The sequence below is a fragment of the Amycolatopsis sp. FU40 genome (assembly GCF_021903635.1).
Lineage (GTDB): Bacteria > Actinomycetota > Actinomycetes > Mycobacteriales > Pseudonocardiaceae > Amycolatopsis > Amycolatopsis dendrobii.
The window spans coordinates 49,016-66,536 of record NZ_CP091381.1 but is presented as its reverse complement, the minus strand read 5'-3'; the positions used below and the strand labels follow the sequence as shown (position 1 = coordinate 66,536).

General features: G+C 71.1%; 19 protein-coding genes. 5 read left to right on the top strand and 14 right to left on the bottom strand.

Translation table 11 applies throughout. From position 1 onward, the window contains the following. Nucleotides 1-10 precede the first annotated feature (10 nt). The 3 genes from hisB to hisD are packed head-to-tail and all read right to left on the bottom strand — an operon-like array spanning nucleotide 11 to nucleotide 3,038. The gene (gene hisB, locus L3Q65_RS01530) at nucleotides 11-610 is read right to left on the bottom strand and encodes an imidazoleglycerol-phosphate dehydratase HisB (RefSeq protein ID WP_037367102.1); all 600 of its coding nucleotides are present in this window, start codon (nucleotides 608-610) and stop codon (nucleotides 11-13) included. Further along, nucleotides 607-1,716, bottom strand: a complete 1,110-nt coding sequence (locus tag L3Q65_RS01525; protein ID WP_182896771.1) for a histidinol-phosphate transaminase — start codon at nucleotides 1,714-1,716, stop codon at nucleotides 607-609. The genes hisB and L3Q65_RS01525 overlap by 4 nt, the downstream gene beginning before the upstream one ends. After that, the gene (gene hisD / locus L3Q65_RS01520; protein ID WP_182896772.1) at nucleotides 1,713-3,038 is read right to left on the bottom strand and encodes a histidinol dehydrogenase; all 1,326 of its coding nucleotides are present in this window, start codon (nucleotides 3,036-3,038) and stop codon (nucleotides 1,713-1,715) included. The genes L3Q65_RS01525 and hisD overlap by 4 nt, the downstream gene beginning before the upstream one ends. 84 nt (nucleotides 3,039-3,122) lie before the next feature. Here hisD and L3Q65_RS01515 point away from each other — a divergent pair, with 84 nt between their 5' ends. Beyond that, on the top strand, nucleotides 3,123-3,917 hold the full coding sequence (locus L3Q65_RS01515) for a carbon-nitrogen hydrolase family protein (protein WP_182896773.1): 795 nt from the start codon (nucleotides 3,123-3,125) through the stop codon (nucleotides 3,915-3,917). Nucleotides 3,918-3,920: 3 nt separating this feature from the next. Here L3Q65_RS01515 and L3Q65_RS01510 read toward each other — a convergent pair whose 3' ends face one another. Genes L3Q65_RS01510 through eccB form a run of 4 tightly spaced genes read right to left on the bottom strand, consistent with a single transcriptional unit; the run spans nucleotide 3,921 to nucleotide 7,766 of the window. Continuing rightward, complete coding sequence (locus tag L3Q65_RS01510) at nucleotides 3,921-4,958, bottom strand: TIR domain-containing protein (RefSeq protein WP_182896774.1); 1,038 nt, start codon at nucleotides 4,956-4,958, stop codon at nucleotides 3,921-3,923. Between the two features lie 41 nt (nucleotides 4,959-4,999). After that, nucleotides 5,000-5,653: a response regulator transcription factor gene (locus tag L3Q65_RS01505; RefSeq protein ID WP_009074915.1), complete on the bottom strand. Its 654-nt coding sequence runs from the start codon at nucleotides 5,651-5,653 to the stop codon at nucleotides 5,000-5,002. After that, a complete protein-coding gene (locus tag L3Q65_RS01500; protein WP_182896808.1) occupies nucleotides 5,650-6,321 on the bottom strand; it encodes a response regulator transcription factor in 672 nt (223 codons plus the stop codon). The genes L3Q65_RS01505 and L3Q65_RS01500 overlap by 4 nt, the downstream gene beginning before the upstream one ends. Before the next feature lie 38 nt (nucleotides 6,322-6,359). Continuing rightward, nucleotides 6,360-7,766 (bottom strand): type VII secretion protein EccB, encoded by a 1,407-nt coding sequence (gene eccB / locus L3Q65_RS01495; RefSeq protein ID WP_182896775.1) that lies wholly within the window; start codon nucleotides 7,764-7,766, stop codon nucleotides 6,360-6,362. A 152-nt stretch (nucleotides 7,767-7,918) separates the two neighbouring features. On the opposite strand from eccB, the gene L3Q65_RS01490 reads away from it, so the two are divergent. Beyond that, entirely contained in the window at nucleotides 7,919-9,001 is a 1,083-nt protein-coding gene (locus L3Q65_RS01490) for a type VII secretion protein EccE (protein WP_237598631.1), read from the top strand. 36 nt (nucleotides 9,002-9,037) lie between these two features. On the opposite strand, the gene L3Q65_RS01485 is transcribed toward L3Q65_RS01490, so the two are convergent. Further along, nucleotides 9,038-9,307 (bottom strand): hypothetical protein, encoded by a 270-nt coding sequence (locus L3Q65_RS01485; RefSeq protein WP_182896777.1) that lies wholly within the window; start codon nucleotides 9,305-9,307, stop codon nucleotides 9,038-9,040. 53 nt (nucleotides 9,308-9,360) lie between these two features. On the opposite strand from L3Q65_RS01485, the gene L3Q65_RS01480 reads away from it, so the two are divergent. Then, entirely contained in the window at nucleotides 9,361-10,128 is a 768-nt protein-coding gene (locus L3Q65_RS01480; RefSeq protein ID WP_182896778.1) for a MerR family transcriptional regulator, read from the top strand. Here the strand turns inward: L3Q65_RS01480 and L3Q65_RS01475 are convergent. Further along, entirely contained in the window at nucleotides 10,067-10,660 is a 594-nt protein-coding gene (locus tag L3Q65_RS01475; RefSeq protein ID WP_237598630.1) for a putative quinol monooxygenase, read from the bottom strand. The two genes, L3Q65_RS01480 and L3Q65_RS01475, sit on opposite strands and share 62 nt — an antisense overlap. Nucleotides 10,661-10,745: 85 nt before the next feature. On the opposite strand from L3Q65_RS01475, the gene L3Q65_RS01470 reads away from it, so the two are divergent. Then, nucleotides 10,746-11,699, top strand: coding sequence for a GlxA family transcriptional regulator (locus tag L3Q65_RS01470; RefSeq protein WP_237598629.1), 954 nt, complete (start codon nucleotides 10,746-10,748; stop codon nucleotides 11,697-11,699). Here the strand turns inward: L3Q65_RS01470 and L3Q65_RS01465 are convergent. Next, nucleotides 11,644-12,954 (bottom strand): MFS transporter, encoded by a 1,311-nt coding sequence (locus L3Q65_RS01465; RefSeq protein WP_237598628.1) that lies wholly within the window; start codon nucleotides 12,952-12,954, stop codon nucleotides 11,644-11,646. The two genes, L3Q65_RS01470 and L3Q65_RS01465, sit on opposite strands and share 56 nt — an antisense overlap. 95 nt (nucleotides 12,955-13,049) lie before the next feature. On the opposite strand from L3Q65_RS01465, the gene L3Q65_RS01460 reads away from it, so the two are divergent. Beyond that, nucleotides 13,050-13,997: an Lrp/AsnC family transcriptional regulator gene (locus L3Q65_RS01460; RefSeq protein WP_237598627.1), complete on the top strand. Its 948-nt coding sequence runs from the start codon at nucleotides 13,050-13,052 to the stop codon at nucleotides 13,995-13,997. Here L3Q65_RS01460 and eccD read toward each other — a convergent pair. From eccD to L3Q65_RS01440, 4 genes are read right to left on the bottom strand one after another with little or no spacing between them, the layout of a single operon-like run. After that, nucleotides 13,987-15,363 (bottom strand): type VII secretion integral membrane protein EccD, encoded by a 1,377-nt coding sequence (gene eccD / locus L3Q65_RS01455; RefSeq protein ID WP_182896783.1) that lies wholly within the window; start codon nucleotides 15,361-15,363, stop codon nucleotides 13,987-13,989. The genes L3Q65_RS01460 and eccD overlap by 11 nt on opposite strands. Continuing rightward, nucleotides 15,360-15,683, bottom strand: coding sequence for a YbaB/EbfC family nucleoid-associated protein (locus L3Q65_RS01450; protein WP_037809598.1), 324 nt, complete (start codon nucleotides 15,681-15,683; stop codon nucleotides 15,360-15,362). Before L3Q65_RS01450 ends, eccD begins: the two co-directional genes overlap by 4 nt. After that, the gene (locus tag L3Q65_RS01445) at nucleotides 15,676-16,167 is read right to left on the bottom strand and encodes a hypothetical protein (protein WP_182896784.1); all 492 of its coding nucleotides are present in this window, start codon (nucleotides 16,165-16,167) and stop codon (nucleotides 15,676-15,678) included. Before L3Q65_RS01445 ends, L3Q65_RS01450 begins: the two co-directional genes overlap by 8 nt. Nucleotides 16,168-16,172: 5 nt before the next feature. Beyond that, nucleotides 16,173-17,519, bottom strand: coding sequence for a WXG100 family type VII secretion target (locus L3Q65_RS01440; protein WP_182896785.1), 1,347 nt, complete (start codon nucleotides 17,517-17,519; stop codon nucleotides 16,173-16,175). Nucleotides 17,520-17,521: the final 2 nt, after the last annotated feature.

Sequence of the window (17,521 nt, the reverse complement as noted above, 5' to 3'; positions counted from 1 at the left end):
TCCATAGCCGTTAAAGCACGCCCTTCGTGGACGGAATCCCGCCTGCCCGCGGATCCGGCTCCGTAGCCGCCCGCAACGCCCTCGCCACGGCCTTGTACTCCGCCTCCGCGATGTGGTGCGGGTCGCGGCCGTGGATGACGCGGACGTGCAGGGCGATCTGCGCGTGGAACGCCAGCGAGTCGAAGACGTGCCGGGTCAGGACGAACGGGTAGTTGTTGCCGATGGTGAACGTGTTGAACTGCTCCGGTTCGCCCACGTGCACGCAGTACGGGCGGCCCGAGACGTCGATCGCGGCGTGCGCGAGGGTTTCGTCCATCGGGATCCACGCGTCGCCGAAACGCCGGATGCCGCTCTTGTCGCCGAGGGCCTGGCGCAACGCCTGGCCGAGCACGATCGCGGTGTCCTCGACGGTGTGGTGCGCGTCGATGTGGACGTCGCCGGTCGCTTCGACCTTCAGGTCCAGCGAGCCGTGCACGCCGAACGCCGTCAGCATGTGGTCGTAGAACGGCACTCCGGTGGCGATCTCCACCTGCCCGGTCCCGTCGAGGTCCAGCTGGACCAGGATGGACGATTCCTTGGTGGTGCGCTCCACCTTGCCGACGCGGCTCATCGCTTGATTTCCTTACTCGCCTCGAGGAAGGCGTCGTTCTCCTCCGGGGTGCCGACGGTCACCCGCAGGTGGCCTTCGATGCCCACGTCCCGGATCAGCACGCCGTGGTCCAAATAGGACTGCCAGCTGGCCGGCGCGTCGCTGAACTGTCCGAAGAGGACGAAGTTGGCATCGCTCGGCACCGGGGTGAATCCCAGGCCCAGCAAGGCTTCCACGACGCGGTCGCGTTCGGCGGAGAGCCGGTGCACCGACGCGAGGGTGGCGTCGGCGTGCCGGAGGGCGGCGCGGGCGGCCGCCTGGGTGACCTTGGAAAGGTGGTACGGCAAGCGGACGAGCTGCAGGGCGTCCACGATGGCGGGCGCGGCGGCGAGGTAGCCCAGCCGCCCGCCCGCGAAGGCGAACGCCTTGCTCATCGTGCGCGACACGATCAGCTTCGCCGGGTACTCCGCGATCAGCTCGATCGCGCTGGCCTGCGACGAAAACTCCGCGTACGCCTCGTCCACCACGACGATCCCCGGCGCCGCGTCGAGCACGCCGCGCAACTGGTCCAGCGGGATCGACCCGCCGGTCGGGTTGTTCGGGCTGGTCACGAACACGATGTCCGGCTTCCGCTCGGCGACCGCCTCGGCCGCCCGCGCGGTGTCGAGCGAGAAGTCCGCGCGGCGCGGCACCGGCAGCCAGTCGGTACGCGTGCCGGTCGCGATGATCGGGTGCATCGAGTACGACGGCTCGAAGCCCAGCGCGGTGCGGCCGGGACCGCCGAACGCCTGGAGGATCTGCTGCAGGATCTCGTTCGACCCGTTCGCCGCCCACACGTTCGCCTCGGACAGCACGACCCGCGTGGACACGGTGAGGTAGTCCGCCAGATCGGTGCGCAGCGCCACCGCGTCGCGGTCCGGGTACCGGTGCAGCGACGCGGCTTCGGCACGCACGGCCTCGGCGACGTCGTCGACCAGCTCGGGCGGCGGCGGGTACGGGTTTTCGTTGGTGTTGAGCCGGATCGGGACCTCCAGCTGCGGCGCGCCGTACGGGGTGCGGCCCCGCAGGTCCTCGCGCAGCGGGAGGTCGGCGAGGGTGACCTCGCCGCCGGGGGTGGCTTCGTTCATCGGCCGTCTCCTTCGAAACGTGCGGTGACGGCTTCGCCGTGCGCGGGCAGGTCTTCGGCGTCCGCGAGCGCGACGACGCGGGGGGCGATCTCGCGCAGGGCGTCCTCGGAGTAGTCCACGACGTGGATCCCCTTCAGGAAGCTCTGCACCGACAGGCCCGAGGAGTGCCGGGCGAACCCGCCGGTGGGCAGCACGTGGTTGGAGCCCGCGCAGTAGTCGCCCAGCGAAACCGGGGCGTACGCGCCGACGAAGACCGCTCCGGCGTTGCGCACCCGCGCGGCCACCTCGCGGGCGTTCGCGGTCTGGATTTCCAGGTGCTCGGCGGCATACGCGTCCACGACGCGCAGTCCGTCGTCCACAGTGGACACCAGGATGACGCCGGACTGCTTGCCGCCCAGCGCCTGGCCGACCCGCTCGGAGTGCTTCGTCGCGGCGACGCGGCCGGCCAGCTCGGCCTCGACGGCGTCGGCCAGTTCCTCGGAGGTGGTCACCAGGACGCTCGCGGCCAGCGGGTCGTGCTCGGCCTGGCTGATCAGGTCGGCGGCGACGTGCGCCGGGTCGGCCGTCTCGTCGGCGAGAATCGCGATCTCGGTCGGACCGGCCTCGGAGTCGATCCCGATCACGCCGCGGACCAGGCGTTTGGCCGCGGTGAGGAAGATGTTGCCGGGGCCGGTGACGATGTCCACCGGGGCCAGTTCGGCGCCGTCGGTGTCGACGCCGCCGTAGGCGACCAGCGCGACCGCCTGCGCGCCGCCGACCGCCCAGACCTCGTCCACGCCGAGCAGCGCGGCCGCGGCCAGGATCGTCGGGTGCGGCCGCCCGCCGAACGCGGCCTGCGGCGGCGAGCACACGACCAGCGAACGCACGCCGGCCAGCTGCGCCGGGACGACGTTCATCACCACGGTCGACGGGTACACCGCCAGCCCGCCCGGCGCGTACAGGCCGACGCGGTCGACCGGCACCCAGCGCTCGGTGACCGTGCCGCCCGGGACGACCTGCGTCGTGACGTCCTGGCGACGCTGGTCCGCGTGCACCTTCCGGGCGCGCTTGATGGACTCCTCCAGCGCCGCGCGGACCTGCGGATCCAGCTCGGACAGCGCCTTGGAGAGCTCCTCGGCGGGCACCCGGACCGTCTCCGGGCGCACCTTGTCGAACCGCTCGGTGAACTCGAGGACCGCCTCGACCCCGCGGTCGCGGACCGCCTCGACCACCGGCCGGACCTGATGCAGCGCCGCGTCCACGTCGTACTCGGCGCGCGGAAGCGCGGCACGGAGCTCGGCAGCGGAGGGGACCTGCCCGCGCAGGTCGGTGCGGTTCAACATGGACACCAGGGTACGAGGTGGCCCGCGCGCTCCCGGCAGGGATACTCGGTGACGACCCGCTGTCCCCGGACCAGGGAGGCTCGTGTGCCCCGGATCGCGTTGTGCCAGCTCAACTCGGGCGACGACCCGGAAGAAAACCTGAAAACGGTTCGCTCCGGCGTGGAGGCCGCGGCGGCCGCCGGAGCCCGCGTGGTGGTCTTCCCGGAGGCGGCGATGGCCCGCTTCGGCCGCCCGCTCGCCCCCGTCGCCCAGCAACTGGACGGCCCGTGGGCGTCGGCGGTGGCGTCGATCGCCGCTGAGCACGACGTGCTGGTGATCGCCGGGATGTTCACGCCGGCGGACAACGGGCGGGTGCGGAACACGCTGCTGATCACCGGACTCGGACAGCATCTCGGCTACGACAAGATCCACCTGTACGACGCGTTCGGATTCGCCGAATCGGACACCGTCGCGCCGGGTTCGGAGGTCGTGACGTTCTCCGCGGAAGGGACCGTGTTCGGGGTCGCTACCTGCTATGACCTGCGGTTCCCGGAACTGTTCCGGCGCCTGGCCGACGACGGGGCGGATGTGGTGGCGGTTCCGGCGTCGTGGGGCGCGGGGGCCGGGAAACGCGAGCAGTGGGAAGTGCTGGTGCGGGCGCGGGCGCTGGACTCGGGCTGCTGGGTCGCGGCTTGCGGGCAGGCTGATCCTGCGGCGACCGGGGCGGAGGTCAATCCGAAGGCGCCGACCGGGATCGGGTACTCGCTGGTCGCGGACGGGTTCGGGCGCGTGGAGGCGCAGGCCGGGGCCGGGGCGGAGATGCTGGTGGTGGACGTCGACCCGGAGGTCGCGGGGAAGGCCCGGACGGCTACCGGGGCGTTGGCGAACCGGCGGCTGTAGGGGTCAGCTCTGCAGGTGACGCTGGAAGTCGTCGAGTGCCTGGTCGAACTGGGCCGACGCTTCGGGAGCGATTTCCAGCGGAAGGGTCATCTGGACCGTGACGTTCTCGCCGCTGAGCAGTCGCGCGTGCAGGGGGTCCGCGCGCTCGCGGAACTCGTACACGAACGACCTCAGCCGTTCCACAGGCAGATCCGCGTATCGGGCGAGAGCTGCGAAGACTTCGTGCACCTCGTCCGACGGTGTCGCGTAGCCGCGGAGCCGGTAGGACCATTCCAGGAATGATTCGTAGACGGCGACGTAGCGGCTCGCCACGTGGATTATGCGCGGGACGTCCCCGGCTTCGCCGACCGCCCCGAACGCGGCCGTTTGCGCGTCGCCGGAAAGCACCGCGCCGAAGTTCCTGATCACACTCAAAACTGTCGCGAGTTCTCGTTTGATGATCGGCAGAACCTGGTCGACCGGCACGTACTCGGCCGGATGGGAAAAGCCCATGCGATGATCGAGATAGGCGTCGTGCAACCGCTCGACCCCGCGCACCAGCTCGTAAGAAAAGAGCAGATACTCCCAGCCCGCGGGACGTTCGCCGATCAGCACCGTGGCTTCGTGCTCGTTGCGCGGAACGTACCCGTTGAACCCGCCTCCGCCCACCGCGGCGGCGCTGCCCAGTTTCTCGCAGATGGCGCCCGCGATGCCGCTCGCCCCGACGATGTTCCCGTCCAGGTAACTGATGCTGTCCCGGACGCCGTCGAGCTGGGTCGCGTCCAAACGCACCGGAAGCAAATACGGTTCCGGCTGATTGATCGCCCGCAACAACACGCTTCGCCGCTCGAACCTCGTCCACGGTTTGGCCGCGTAATGCCGGGAAACGAACATCACGGCGTACCGTGCGCGTTCTTCGTAAATCTTCGGCAGGTACTCGGTCAGGTCTTCGCCCCAGAGCGAAACCTGCTCGTCCTGGTCGTAGAACACCTTGTACCCGGCGGCGTTCACCTCGCGGACGACAGCCTCGACGAACTCGCGGTCTTCTCCGGCGAACGACACCGCGACGTCGTAGTCGTAGGCCCGGGCCGGCTCTCTCGCGGTCAGCGCAGCAGCCCTTCCCGGATCGCCACCCGCACGAACCCCGCCCTCCGGCGCTCCCCCGTCTTGTCCCGGATCCGGTCCAGGTAAGACCGCACCGTCCGGACGCTGATGTCCAGGATCTCCGCGACGTCGACGTCCCGCTCCCCCGCCGCCACCAGGCGCAGGACCTGTTTCTCCCGCTCCGACAGCACGATCTTCGGTCCCGCGTGCCGTTCGTCGCTGTCCTGGATGATCATCCCGGCCAGGGTCGGCGAGACGTACGCGTTGTCCTCCGCGATCGTGCGGATCGCGCGCAGCAGTTCGTCCCCGTCGACGTCCTTCGACAGGAATCCCTTCGCCCCGGCTTGCATCGCGCCGAGGACCTCGGGCTGTTCCGCGTGCGCGGACACCACGAGCACCTTGTGCCCCATCTGCCCCACCTCGAGGACCGCGGCCGCGTCCTGGACGCCGCGCAGTTTCAGGTCGAGCACGACCACGCTGCCCTTCGGCTGGTCCTGCACCGCGAACCGCGCCACGGAGTCGGCTACCGCGCCCAGTTCGATGTCCGGGGCCTCGTTCAGCACGCGCGCGACCGCGTCCCGGTACAGCGGGTGGTCTTCGATCACCCCGACCTGGATGGGTCCGCTCCGGCGCCGCCCCTCGTCGGCTTTCACGTCACTGTTTCCTTCCCCACCAGGCCGCGGCGGATCGCTTCCTTCACGAGGCCGGGGCGCCGCCGTTCGCCGGTCTTGTCGCGGATCCGGTCGAGGTAGCCGCGCACGGTGCGCACGCCGATGCCGAGGATCCGCGCGATGTCGACGTCCCGTTCCCCCGCCGCGACCAGCCGCAGCACCTGCACTTCGCGCGGCGACAGCTCCATTTCCGGCCGCGTGACCGGGCGGTCGGTGTTGTCCTTGATGATCATTCCGGCGACCACGGCCGACACGTACGCGCCGCCGCCCGCGACCGCGCGGATGGCGATCAGCAGTTCGTCGACGTCGACGTCCTTCGACAGGAATCCCTTTGCCCCGGCGGCGATCGCGGCGAGCACCGTCTCCGGTTCGGCTTGCGCGGACACGACCAGCACGTGATGGCCCAGTTCGGCGACCTCCAGCACGGCGGCCGCGCCGGCGACGCCGGGCAGGCCGAGATCGAGCAGGACGACGCTTCCGGCGGGCTGGCGCGCGACGTGGAAGCGGGCGACCGAATCGACCACCGCGCCCAGTTCGACGTCCGGGGCCTCGATGAGGACGCGTTCCACCGAGCGGCGGTACAGCGGATGGTCTTCGATGACGGCGACCTGAACGGCGCCGGGAGCCGGGGAGTCGGGGCGGTCCGGCACGTCGCTGGGTCGCTGCGCTGTCGTGGTCACCGGCTCGCTCACCCCGTTCCCGCAGGCTGCCCGGCCACGGCGGGATCGAGCGCGGGACCGGTCGGCATCAGCGCGAGAAGCCCGCCCGCGACCGGATGCCCGGACCCAGAACCGTAGCCCAGCGACGTGAGCGCCGTCCCGTTCGCCACCGGATATTTTCGTCCTGTGTCCGTGACGAGATAAATCGTGCCGGACCCGGGGTCCGTCGCGACCGCGCCGCGCGAGGGCGGAACGTAGACGACGTCGGCGACCCGGGCGTCGGTCCGGCTCTGCACCGGCAGCGCGCGGGCGCCGGGCGGGACCGGCAGGTCCGCCGAGACCGTCACGCGGCCGTTCTGCGCGCACAGGGTCACCGCGCTGCCGGTGATCGGCGCTTTCCCGGGGATCCGGTCCGGGTACGCCGCCGGATCCGCGCCGCCGGAGCGGGGTTCGCTCACCTTCTTCACCGAGGCGACGTCCGCGGCGCGCACCCGTGCCGGTTCCGGACGGCCCGAGTACGCCGGTTCGTTCGCCGGGGTCGTGACGAGCAGCGCGGCCTCGGTCTGGCCGACGGGTTCGAGACCGTCCGGGCGGACGAGGTAGTAGGTGGAGGCGTTGGCGGGCCCGGCCATCGGGTCGACGACCGACAGCACCTGGCCGACGCGCGTCTCCTGCGTTCCGACGCGCGGGCCGCGGTTTCCCGCGCCGTCGACGGGGATCTCGCCGAGGTCGCGGCCGGCGGGCACGGTGTCGATCCAGCGCGCGGACACGGTGATCGTCGGGTAGCTGTCGAATTGCAGGGCCGCCGCGGCTTCGTCGCTCAGCCGGTACCGGTGGCCGCCCGCGAGCAGGAACCGGCCGCCCTGCGGGACGCGGACGATCACGCCCGAATCGCGCGGCAGCTCGACCCCGGACGCGGCCGGTTCCAGCAGCACGGCGACGAGCGGTTCCGCCGACGCGGGCGCGTCCTGGGTGGTGCGGCTGCAGCTGGTCCACGGGGTGGTGATCAGCGTGCTGGGCAAGGAATCCGGCGCGCCGACGATGCCGATCTGCGTGCCGCGCGGGGCCGTGCCGAGCTTCTCGGCGGGCACCGTGACGGTCTCCTGGCCGTTGCCGCCCGCGAGCAGCCGCGCGGAAGCGTAGTTGAGCACCGGGTGCACCGCGCCGTCCGCGCCGAGCACGAAGCGCGCCCCGCTGTCCTCCTCGACGATCACCTTGCCGCCGGCCAGCCAGTCCTTCCCGCCGGACGGGCTGACCAGGCCGATCACCCCGAACACCGCGGTCACGAGCAGGGCCGCGCCGACGCCGAGCAGCGTGCCGAGCACGAGACGGCGGCTGGGCGACACCGGATGGTTGGCGTCCGCCGCGACGAGCGCGGACACGAGACGGCGGCGCAGGAACTGGTACGCCTGGATCTGGTCCCGCTGCGTCCACACGCTGTCCCGGCCCCCTGGAGATCACATCCGCTTCTCGCGCAGGCTAGACAGCTCCCGAGAGGCGCACGAGGGTAATTTTTACGCCCACGCGCCCGCGCGGGGACGCTAGCGTTCGCGGGGCCGGGTCGCTGCCCGGGGAAGAGGGGAATGCGTTGTCCGTGTCCGCGCCGCCTGCCCCGGCTCACGCCCGCGCTCCCGGGACGCCCGGGATCTCAGGCGCCGCGCCGTGGCCGTGGCTGCTGCCGATCCGCCCGTTGCAGGCTGCCGGATGGGAGATCGCCGCGCTGGCGCTGCTGCTCGCGTTCACCGTGCACGGCCTGGCCCAGCCGATGCGGATCACCATCGCCGCGCTGGCCGGACTGCTGGTGGCGACGACGTCGGTGCGGGTCTCCGGACGGCATTTCGCCGGCTGGGCGTGGACGTGGCTCGCGCATCGCCTGCGTCGCCACGACAGCCGCCGCGACAGTCCGGACGCGCTGCTGCGTATCGCCGGTCCGGTGAAGGTGCGGCAGCACGTCGACCGCGCGGGCAACCGCTTCGGCGTCGCCGAGGTCGACGGCGACTGGAGCGCGATCGTCCGTCTCACACCTGGCGCCGGGGAGCCTTCGGCCGACGAACTGCTGGCCATCCTCCGCACCACTTTCCAGAACACCGACATCCCGCTGGCCGCCGTGCAGTTGCTGACGTGGGCGGTGCCAAGGGATTCGCGGGTGTATCGGGTGCGCTGGCTAGCGGTGCGCTACCGGCCGGAAGACGCGCCCATCGCCGCCCTCGCCCGCGGCGGCGGCGAACTGGGAGCGCTGCGGAGCACGGCGAGTGCGGCGTTGAGCTTGATGGTGGCGCTGGCGGAGGCGGGCTATCCGTCGACCGTGCTGGAGGCAGGCGAGCTGACCAACGAGCTTCGGGTGGCGCTGGGCGTTTCGACCGGAAACCCGGAGGCCGACGGGGATTTCTGGCGCGCGTGGAAGTGGGGCGGGCTCACGCAGACGTGCTACTCGCCGCGGTCTTCGCGCGGCCTCGCCCGGACGTTGGCGGTGGCGGTGCCGGGAGCGGCGTTCACCGCGACGTCCGCGACTTTGCGGCGGACGCCGGGTGGGCGGGAGAAGCTCGAGCTGACCATCCGAGTCGGCACGCGGGCGGAGGAAGCACCGGTGCCGCAAGGGGTTTCGGTGGTTCCGCTGCACGGCGAGCAAGGGGCCGCGGTGCGGCGAACGTTACCGCTCGCGCTCACCTGAGCCCCAAGCCCGAGGGAAGTTCGCGAGGGAATTCCCTCACGAGATCGAGGAATCGCCCCGGAGAAGTCGTTCCAGTTCGTTGCCCGCATCGTCGCTTCCCGCGTCCGCGAGCCGTTGCAGCTCCCGCAGATCGCGGTTCTCCACCGCCCTGCGGGTCAGCAAGCGTCCGGCGTGTTCGCTGCCCTCGTCGAGCAGTTCGGACAGTTCGGCCAGGTCGCCGCGGCCGTCGGCGAGGTCGGCGAGGCGGTCCAGTGCGGTTTCGTTCCCCTCGTCGGCGAGCGCGCGCAGGGTGTCGTAATCGTGCATGCGGCCAGCTTCCGACCTTGCCCCTGGGACAAGGTCAAGCGCGATACTGGGGCATGCTCACCATCGGCCAGCTCGCGCGCCAAGCCGGGGTTTCGGCCAAGGCGGTCCGCGTTTACCACGCCAAAGGGCTCCTGCCCGAGCCCGTGCGCGACGCCTCCGGATACCGCCGCTACGACGCGCAGGCGGTCGTCGACCTGGCCCGGATCGTCACGCTCGCCAAGGCCGGGGTCCCGTTGGCGCGCATCCCGGAGGTGCTGGACGCCGACGAGACCGCGCTCGCCCGGATCGACGCCGAGTTGCGCGACCGGATCCGGCAGCTCGAACAACGCCGTGCCCGGCTGCGGGACCTCGATCGGCCCGACCGGCTCTGTCTGCCGCCCGAAGCCATCGCGTTCATGGACCGGCTGAAGCCGCTCGGGCTCTCCGCGCGCCACGAGAACGCGATCCGTGACGGCTGGATCCTTGCTTGCGCGCTCGCCCCGGAGGTCGCCCGCGCCATTGTCGTCAGCCGCACTGCGTTGCTGGACGATCCGGAGTACGTCGCCGTTCTCCGCGCGTATGACGAGGCGATCGAGTGGAGTCCCGACGATCCCAGGCTCGAAGCGATCGCCGACGCGGCCGCCGAGCTCGGCCAGCGGATGACGTTGCCGTCTGATCTGCCGGACTTCCGGAAGGTGCCCCGCCAGGTCGTCGAGCTTCTCGCCGCGCATCTCGACAGCCCCGCGTGGCAGCGCATCGACCGGCTCGTCGCGCGGCGGATCAGCGAAGCGAAGAACGCGACGTCGGAGCCAAGCGAAGCCGCTGCACGTAGTCAGCGGTAGCCAGCCCGGATTCGAACGCCCGCAACGACTCAAGATCCGGGAAAACCCAGACCCCGGCCCGGACGTTCTCCCCTTCCCGCACCGGCAGCGCGCGGAAGGTGTTCTCCGCGGGTTCGGTGACGAAGGAAGCGAACGGCTCGGCGAAATCCGCGGCAGGCGGGCCGATCAGCACCAGGATTCGCGAGGACGACTCGACGGGATCGAGTGGCCGGGACATCGGCGGGAAGTCGGTTTCGGGGCGGAGCAGCAGGACGTCGTCGCTGTCGAGCATGGTGGCGTTCGCGGCGTCGCGGTGTGTCCGCCAGGCCTCGCCTTCGAGGTAGAACGCCGTCAGCGCGGCGTGCCGGGCCGTCATGTCCGGGAAGGAACGGAACCACACGAACCGGTCCGGGTCGTCCTCGTCGCGGAATTGGCCGACGACGGTGCAGCCCGCGGCCTCCTGCGGTTCCACCAGCTCGCGGTCGAACAGGTCGATCAGGACGTCCCGTTGCCCGGGCCGGAGGGTGTACTGGCGGAGTTCCACGACGGTCACGGCAGCGAATCTGCCACCCCGCCGCGGCGAGATCGAGTGGCAGGACTGACACCTTCCGCACAATTCCTGCCGTATCCTCGGATCCATGCGAACCGTCGCGGTCGCGCTGGTCGACGACATGCCGCTGTTCGAGCTGGCCATCGCCGCCGAGGTGTTCGGGCCGTCCCGGACCGACCTCGCCGACCCCTGGTACGAGCTGCGGTTCTGCGCGGAAAAGCCGGAAACCCGCACCGAATTCGGCTTCCGCCAGCACGCCAGTCACGGGCTCGACGCGCTCAGGGACGCCGACACCGTGCTGGTTCCCGCGCTGCCGTATGCGTGTGTCCAAACTGGACAACCGATCCCGGTGCCCCTGGTGAACGCCGTGCAGGAAGCAGCAGCCCAAGGCGCGCGGATTGTCTCGCTGTGCACCGGCGCGTTCGCGCTCGCGGCTGCGGGGCTGCTGGACGGCCGCCGCGCGGCGACGCATTGGATGTACGCCGCCGCGCTCGCCATGCTGCATCCGCGGGTCGAGGTGGACGCGTCGGTGCTCTACGTGGACGACGGGCAGGTGCTCACCAGCGCCGGACGCAGCGCGGGCATCGACCTCTGCCTGCACGTCGTGCGCAGCGACCTCGGCGCGCACGTCGCCAACGAGGTCGCGCGCCGGATGGTGCTGCCCGCGCATCGCGGCGGCGGGCAGGCGCAGTACGTCTCCGCGACGGTGCCGGAAACCGACGACGCCGGCCTCGGCCCGGTGCTGCACTGGGCGACGCGCAACCTCGACCAGCCGCTGACGGTCGAGCAGCTGGCCCGCCGAGCCGGGGTCAGCCCGCGCACGTTCGTCCGCCGGTTCCACGAGGCCACCGGGACCACGCCGTTGCAATGGCTGCTCGACCAGCGCGTCCTGCGCGCCCGCAGCCTGCTGGAATCCACCGACCTGCCGATCGGCCTGATCGGCGAACGCAGCGGCCTCGGTTCGGCGGCCAACCTGCGCCGCCACTTCACACTCCGGCTGGGGACCGCTCCGACGGACTATCGGCGCGCGTTCCGCGGATGAGCCCGAGCGCGGCCAACCCCGCCGCGGCAGTCAGGCCGACCGCGGTCCAGCACGCGACCGTCACGTCAGTGGCGAGGAAAACCGTGGTCAGCACAGCGACTCCGGCAGTTCCGCCGAGTTGTTGCACCGCGTTCAGCAACCCAGCCGCCGAACCCGTCTCCGAAGGACGGACAAGCGCCAGCGCCGCGGTGAAGAACGGCACGGTGAACAATCCCGTTCCCGTTCCCGCGATCGCCAGCGGGAGCAGCAGCGGCCAGCCGAGCGCGATCCCGGCGATCCCCGCGGCCAGGAAAACCACGCCAGCAAAGAGAATCCGCGTACCGAAACGCGGAACGAGCCAGCGTCCGGCCACAAAGGACGATACCGCCAGCCCGCCCGACCACGGCAGCAACGAGAGTCCAGCGGTCCGGGCGTCGGCATGCTGGGTCAATTGCAGGAACAGCACAACGACCTGGGTCAGCCCGGTCATCACGGCGAAGAACAGCACTGACGTCACCAACCCGGCGGGGAAACCCAAGCCGCGGAAAAGGCTGCGCTCGATCAGACCGCCGCGAAACCGTTGCTGCAGAGCAAAAACCACCAGCACCACCACCCCGGCGGCGACGAGCCAGCCGTTCCACTGCGAGAGGAGCGGATAGACGACGAGCCCGGCCCCCAGCACCACCAGGCCGGTCCCGAGCAGGTCGAGCCGCGGCCGGACGGCGGATCGGTCTTCCCCGAGCAGCCCGGACGCGGCGAGCACGGCGAGTCCGAGCGGGACGTTCACCAGGAACACCGACCGCCACGACCAGGCGTCGGTCAGCAGTCCGCCCAGCACCGGACCGCTCACCGCGGCCAGTCCCATCACCGGGCCGATCAGGCCGAGCGCCCGGGCCCGGGCCGCGCCGTCGAACAGGACGCGGATCAGCCCGATCGTCTGCGGGATCACCAGGGCGGCCGAAGCTCCTTGCAGGGCCCGGAAAACAAGCAGGAACCCGGGCGTGGTCGCGGCCGCGCACAGGGCCGAGGCGAGGACGAAACCGGCCATGCCGAACTGGAAAGTGCGGCGTCGGCCGAGAACGTCGCCGAGGCGTCCGCCGGTGATCAGCAAAAGCGCGAAAGGCAGCGTGTATCCGACAGTGTAGAAGGAGATCGCGCCGCCCAGTTCGGCGTGCACCGCGGGCGCGGCGACCTGGACGATCGTGGTGTCGAGGAGGTTCATCGCTTCCGCGACGAGCAGGACCGCCAGCGCGGCCCAGCGGCGTGAATCGTTCATGCTGCCAGCCTGGGCAGCGGCCAGGCAACATTCCAGCTACCAGCGCGAACGAGCAGAAATCTTCCACTCAGGACAGCTTAGTGCAGAATCAAGCCATGCTCGACGAGCTTGACCACGCCCTCGTCCACGCGCTCCAGATCGACGGCCGCGCCGCGTTCGCGCGGATCGGCACCGTCCTGGGCGTCTCGACGCAGACCGTCGCGCGCCGCTACCGGCGGCTGCGTGCTGAAGCCGGACTGCGCGTCGTCGGGCTGGCCGCACCCCATCGCGCCGGGCAGACGCAGTGGCTCGTGCGGCTCACCGTCGTCCCGGCGGTCGCGCAACGGGTCGCCGACGCGCTCGTCCGCCGCACCGATACGACCTGGGTCAAACTCGCCGGCGGCGGCACGGAAATCTGCGTCATCGTCCACAGCGCGAACAACTCGGAGCACGGCCTGCTGCTGCACGACATCCCGCGCACGACCGGCATCACCGCCGTCTCCGCGCACCAGCTGCTGCACCTGTACCACGGCGGACCTGCCGCCTGGCTAGGTCGCGCCGAGGTCCTCACCGACGCTCAACGCCGTCAGCTGGAACCGGAAACCCGCGCCACAGCTGCCGAAGCGACCGCAGCCGACAAACCCTTGCTCACCGCGTTGCAGCGAGACGGTCGCCTCGGCCAGACCGAATTGGCGACCGTCACCGGCTGGTCCGCCGCGACCGTCGCCCGCCGGATCGCCGACCTGCGCGCCGCGGAAACCCTTTACTTCGACGTGGAAATCGACGCCCGGCTCTTCGGCGCGACCACGCAAGCGCTGCTGTGGATGGCGGTGGCCCCAGCCGATCTCGACGCCGTCGCCACCGAACTCGCCACCCATCGCGAGCTAGCCGTCGTCGCCGCGACCACCGGGCCGACGAACCTCCTCGCGCACGCGCTCTGCGCCGATCCGCCTGCCCTGCACCGCTACCTCACCCACCGGCTCGGCGCGCTGCCCGGCATCCGCTCCTGCGAAACCGCGCCGGTCCTGCGGACGCTCAAAGCCGCCAGTCCGCTCAGCCGCTGACCGCCTCGTACACCCCGGCGATCAACGCCACGAACGGCACCAGCGACAGCAGCACCAGGAACTCGGAAATATCCAGCAACCGCGACCAATACGGCGATCGCACCCCGCGGGCGACCCGCGTCGCGTAGAACAACGACACCACCGCGGCCAGCACCAATGCCAGCCCGGCCGCGAGCAGCGCGATCCGCTGGTTGTCCGCGATCAGCCAGAAACCCGCGGTCAGCAACGCGACGAGGCCGAAGCCGACCAGCACCAGCCGTTGCGTGCGGCCCGCGTACGCGCGCGAACGCTGGATCCACGCCGTCCCGACAAGCGCCGCCAGCCCGGCTTCCCACGGTCCGCCGGTGGCGAGCACGATCGACGAGCCGATGACCACGAGTCCGAGCGCCACCAGCAAGCTCGTGAGCAAGGCCTGCGCGTACGTCGTCCGCCCGGCCATTTCGGCACCGAGCGACGGCTGTTCGTTGGCACGGAAGGATTCCATGTCGTCCGGCACCCGAGGAAGCGGCATCCGGCCCAGCCGCAGCGCGAGCATCGGCGCGACGGCAGCCAACGCAGTCGCCAGGACGGCCGCGACCGCCGCGGCGGCAACCGGCTTCGCGCCAGTCAGCAGCACGACACCAGTCGCGATCGCGCCGATCCCGGCCGAACCGACGACCGCGACGAAGAACGGCAGCCGGTCCGCCACCGAAACCGCGGCCAGCACTCCGTAAACAGTCACCGCGGCGAGCCCCGCGGCAAGCGGTCCGGCGGAGAGCGAGAACACCGAATGCGGCGGCAGCAACGAGATCCCGGACAGGAACGCCACGCCGACCCCCGCCAGCGCCCCGGCCGCGCCCGCGCCCGAGTCGCCGTACGCGCGGCTCAGCGCACCGCCGCCGAGCAGCAGCACGATCGCGAGCAGCCCGGTGCCGATCGGCGCGAGCACGCTGCCCGCCAGCGACGCCTGGATCAGCAGCCCGCCCGCGAACAACAGCAGAGCGGCCGCGGTGATCCCGGCCCGCCGCGCGACCTTCGGCCCCCACGCGGTCGACGCGGATTCGCCGACGCTCGCGATCGAGTCGACCACGTCGTCGAACAGCAGCGGGCCGCGCGGACGTTCGCGCGGGGTCAGGTGCAGCACCTCGCCGTCGCGCACCTGCGCGGCGGCCACGGTGAGCCCGAGCGCGAGCGGCGCGCCGCCGAGCCGCGACAGCACCCAGCCCGGATGCTCGGCCGACGCCTGCCCGGCCGCCCCGGCGAGCCGGACCAGCTGCGGCACCAGTTCGGCGAACGTGCTCTGCTGCGGCAGCGCGACGTCCACCCTGGCGCGCGGGGTGACGATCGTGACGCGCCGGGTCGACCCGGCGACGGCCGGCGCGCTCACTGCTGGGACCTGGACGCCTCGATCACCGGGGCGAACTTCGCGCTGCTCGCCTCGGCGAGCTTCTGCAGACCGGCGTTCACCGCTTCGAGGACGATCTCCGACAGCGTGCGCGCGTCGTACTCGCGGATCGCGCGCTGGTCGATGTCGACCGAGGTGAACCGGCCGTCGCCGCGCAGCGTCACGGTCACCTCGTTCTGCCGCGAGGCGGCCTTGACCTCCATCGCCTCGACCGTGCGCTGGATCCGCTGCACCTCTTCGGTCTGCTTGCGGACCTGCGCGAGCAATTCGTCCATGTCCGGCACGGCATACGGTTCAGTCACCGTCGTTCTCCTTCTCCTGCGGGGTTTCCCGGCGGACGTGCACGCTGGCCACGAACTTCCGGAAGTCGGGGACGAGCGTGCGCGCGTCCTGCGGATCGGCCGTGCAGACCAGTTCCAGCACGACCCGCCCGGCCGGGCCGGGCACGGTCAGGAACACCTGGATCTGCAGCAGATCCTGGCCTTCGCCGGTGCGCATCCGCAAGGTCTGGGTGCAGCCGGGCGCGGCGGGGCCGCCGACCTCCTGCCGGTCGGCGACGTCCAGCAACGCCATCGTCCGGCCGAGCCGTTCGACGGCCTCGTCCGCGATGTCCTTCATCGGCAAGCAATCCTGGCGCTGCTGGATGCCGAGCGTGATGTTCGGCGTGAAATCCGCCTTCGGATTCGGGTGCACGGCGACGAAAACGAGACCGGGCGCGATCGGCGGCACCGGCGTCCAGCCCTCGGGGACGTCGAAGCCCAGCGGGAGCGTCACCAGATCGGCCATGGCGCTCACCAGGAACCCACATACTGCGCCGCGTCGTCCCAAGCCCCGCCCAGCGCGTCGGCCGCCTCGCCCGCCGCGTCGCCGACCGCGTCTATCGCCGCGCCGCCGTACTCGCTGACCGCCGCGCCGACCTTCGGCAGGTCGATGTCGATCTTCGCGCCGAGCCCGGCGCCGAGCCCTAGCGCGGCACCCGCCTTGAAGTTCATCTTCAGGTGCCCGTTGTCATACACGAACTGCCCGTCGAGCTGAGCGCCGATTCCATATTGGACACTCCCGCTCGCGCCGACGCCGACCCCCGCGACATCCGCCGCGACCTGGCCCTCCAGCTTGCCGCCCGCGAAAGCGTTGGCATGCACGCCAAGCCCGTGCAGCCCGAGCTGTCCCGACGCGCTGACCTCGCCGCCCGCGAAAGCCGAACCGCGAGCGCTGCCGTGCGCGACGCCGTAGCTTCCGCTGGTCCCGATGTCCTCCCGGAACCCCAGTTCCGCGTGGCCGGACGCCTTCGCGTCCCAGCCCTGCGACGAGATTTTCCCGTCGTACTCCGGAATGAAGCCGTCTTGTTCGTGCGCCGTCTTGAGGTAGGTGATCTCGGTGGCGCGGGCGATCTCGCTCTTCAGCTTCGGCTGCCCGAACGGCGTGTCCGCCTTCTTCGGTGCGCGGGTGCCTTCGAGGCCGTTCCAGGTCAGCTTCTTCCAGCCGGAATTGCCGAACCACGACGGCGCCGAACGCGGCCGCTTCCGTCCGTCGAGCGTGTCGCCGTTGACCCAGGACAACGGGCCGTAGCCGCGTTTGCCCAGCTTGCCCGGCTTGCTCATCGGCCCGGCCCACGGCGCGGGGAACAACTCCGCCAGCGCGTCCGACAGCTCGTCCGCGACCTGCCCGGCAGCTGCGACCGCCTGCTCGCCCAAATCCCTTGCGGCGGCGATAAAAGCGCCCACCGCGTTCGGATCCGCCGACCGTGCTTGGTTGATCAGCTGCGCGCCGTACTGATCGAACTGCGAGATGACCGAATCGACCCCGGAACGCGCCCATCGCAATAGCTGTCCAGCCATCGACAGCCGCTTGCTCTGCTCAGCCAGCTTCGTGCCGTCTTCGGTCAACGCGTGTGCGACATCGGACGCTGCTGTCGCATATGCGGCGTACGCAGCACCGTCCCAGTCAGCGTGCAATGCCGTGGCAGCGTCCGCGATTTCGGTGGCTTTGCCGGTAATCGTGGACGCGCTGGTGCCACAGCGGTTCGCCGCCGCCTCGAGCGCCGCCGGGTCGCCGGTGACCCGGCGCTGGTATTCGACCAGCACCTGCCGGTAGTTCGACAGCACCGAGCTGACGACTCCGGACGCGTCCACGGCCACCG

Coding starts and splice junctions, on each gene's coding strand:
- L3Q65_RS01445 (WP_182896784.1), bottom strand. CDS start 16,167: ATGGCCGATCTGGTGACGCTCCCGCTGGGCTTCGACGTCCCCGAGGGC.
- L3Q65_RS01525 (WP_182896771.1), bottom strand. CDS start 1,716: ATGAACGAAGCCACCCCCGGCGGCGAGGTCACCCTCGCCGACCTCCCG.
- L3Q65_RS01480 (WP_182896778.1), top strand. CDS start 9,361: ATGCTCACCATCGGCCAGCTCGCGCGCCAAGCCGGGGTTTCGGCCAAG.
- L3Q65_RS01470 (WP_237598629.1), top strand. CDS start 10,746: ATGCGAACCGTCGCGGTCGCGCTGGTCGACGACATGCCGCTGTTCGAG.
- L3Q65_RS01460 (WP_237598627.1), top strand. CDS start 13,050: ATGCTCGACGAGCTTGACCACGCCCTCGTCCACGCGCTCCAGATCGAC.
- hisB (WP_037367102.1), bottom strand. CDS start 610: ATGAGCCGCGTCGGCAAGGTGGAGCGCACCACCAAGGAATCGTCCATC.
- L3Q65_RS01485 (WP_182896777.1), bottom strand. CDS start 9,307: ATGCACGATTACGACACCCTGCGCGCGCTCGCCGACGAGGGGAACGAA.
- L3Q65_RS01465 (WP_237598628.1), bottom strand. CDS start 12,954: ATGAACGATTCACGCCGCTGGGCCGCGCTGGCGGTCCTGCTCGTCGCG.
- hisD (WP_182896772.1), bottom strand. CDS start 3,038: ATGTTGAACCGCACCGACCTGCGCGGGCAGGTCCCCTCCGCTGCCGAG.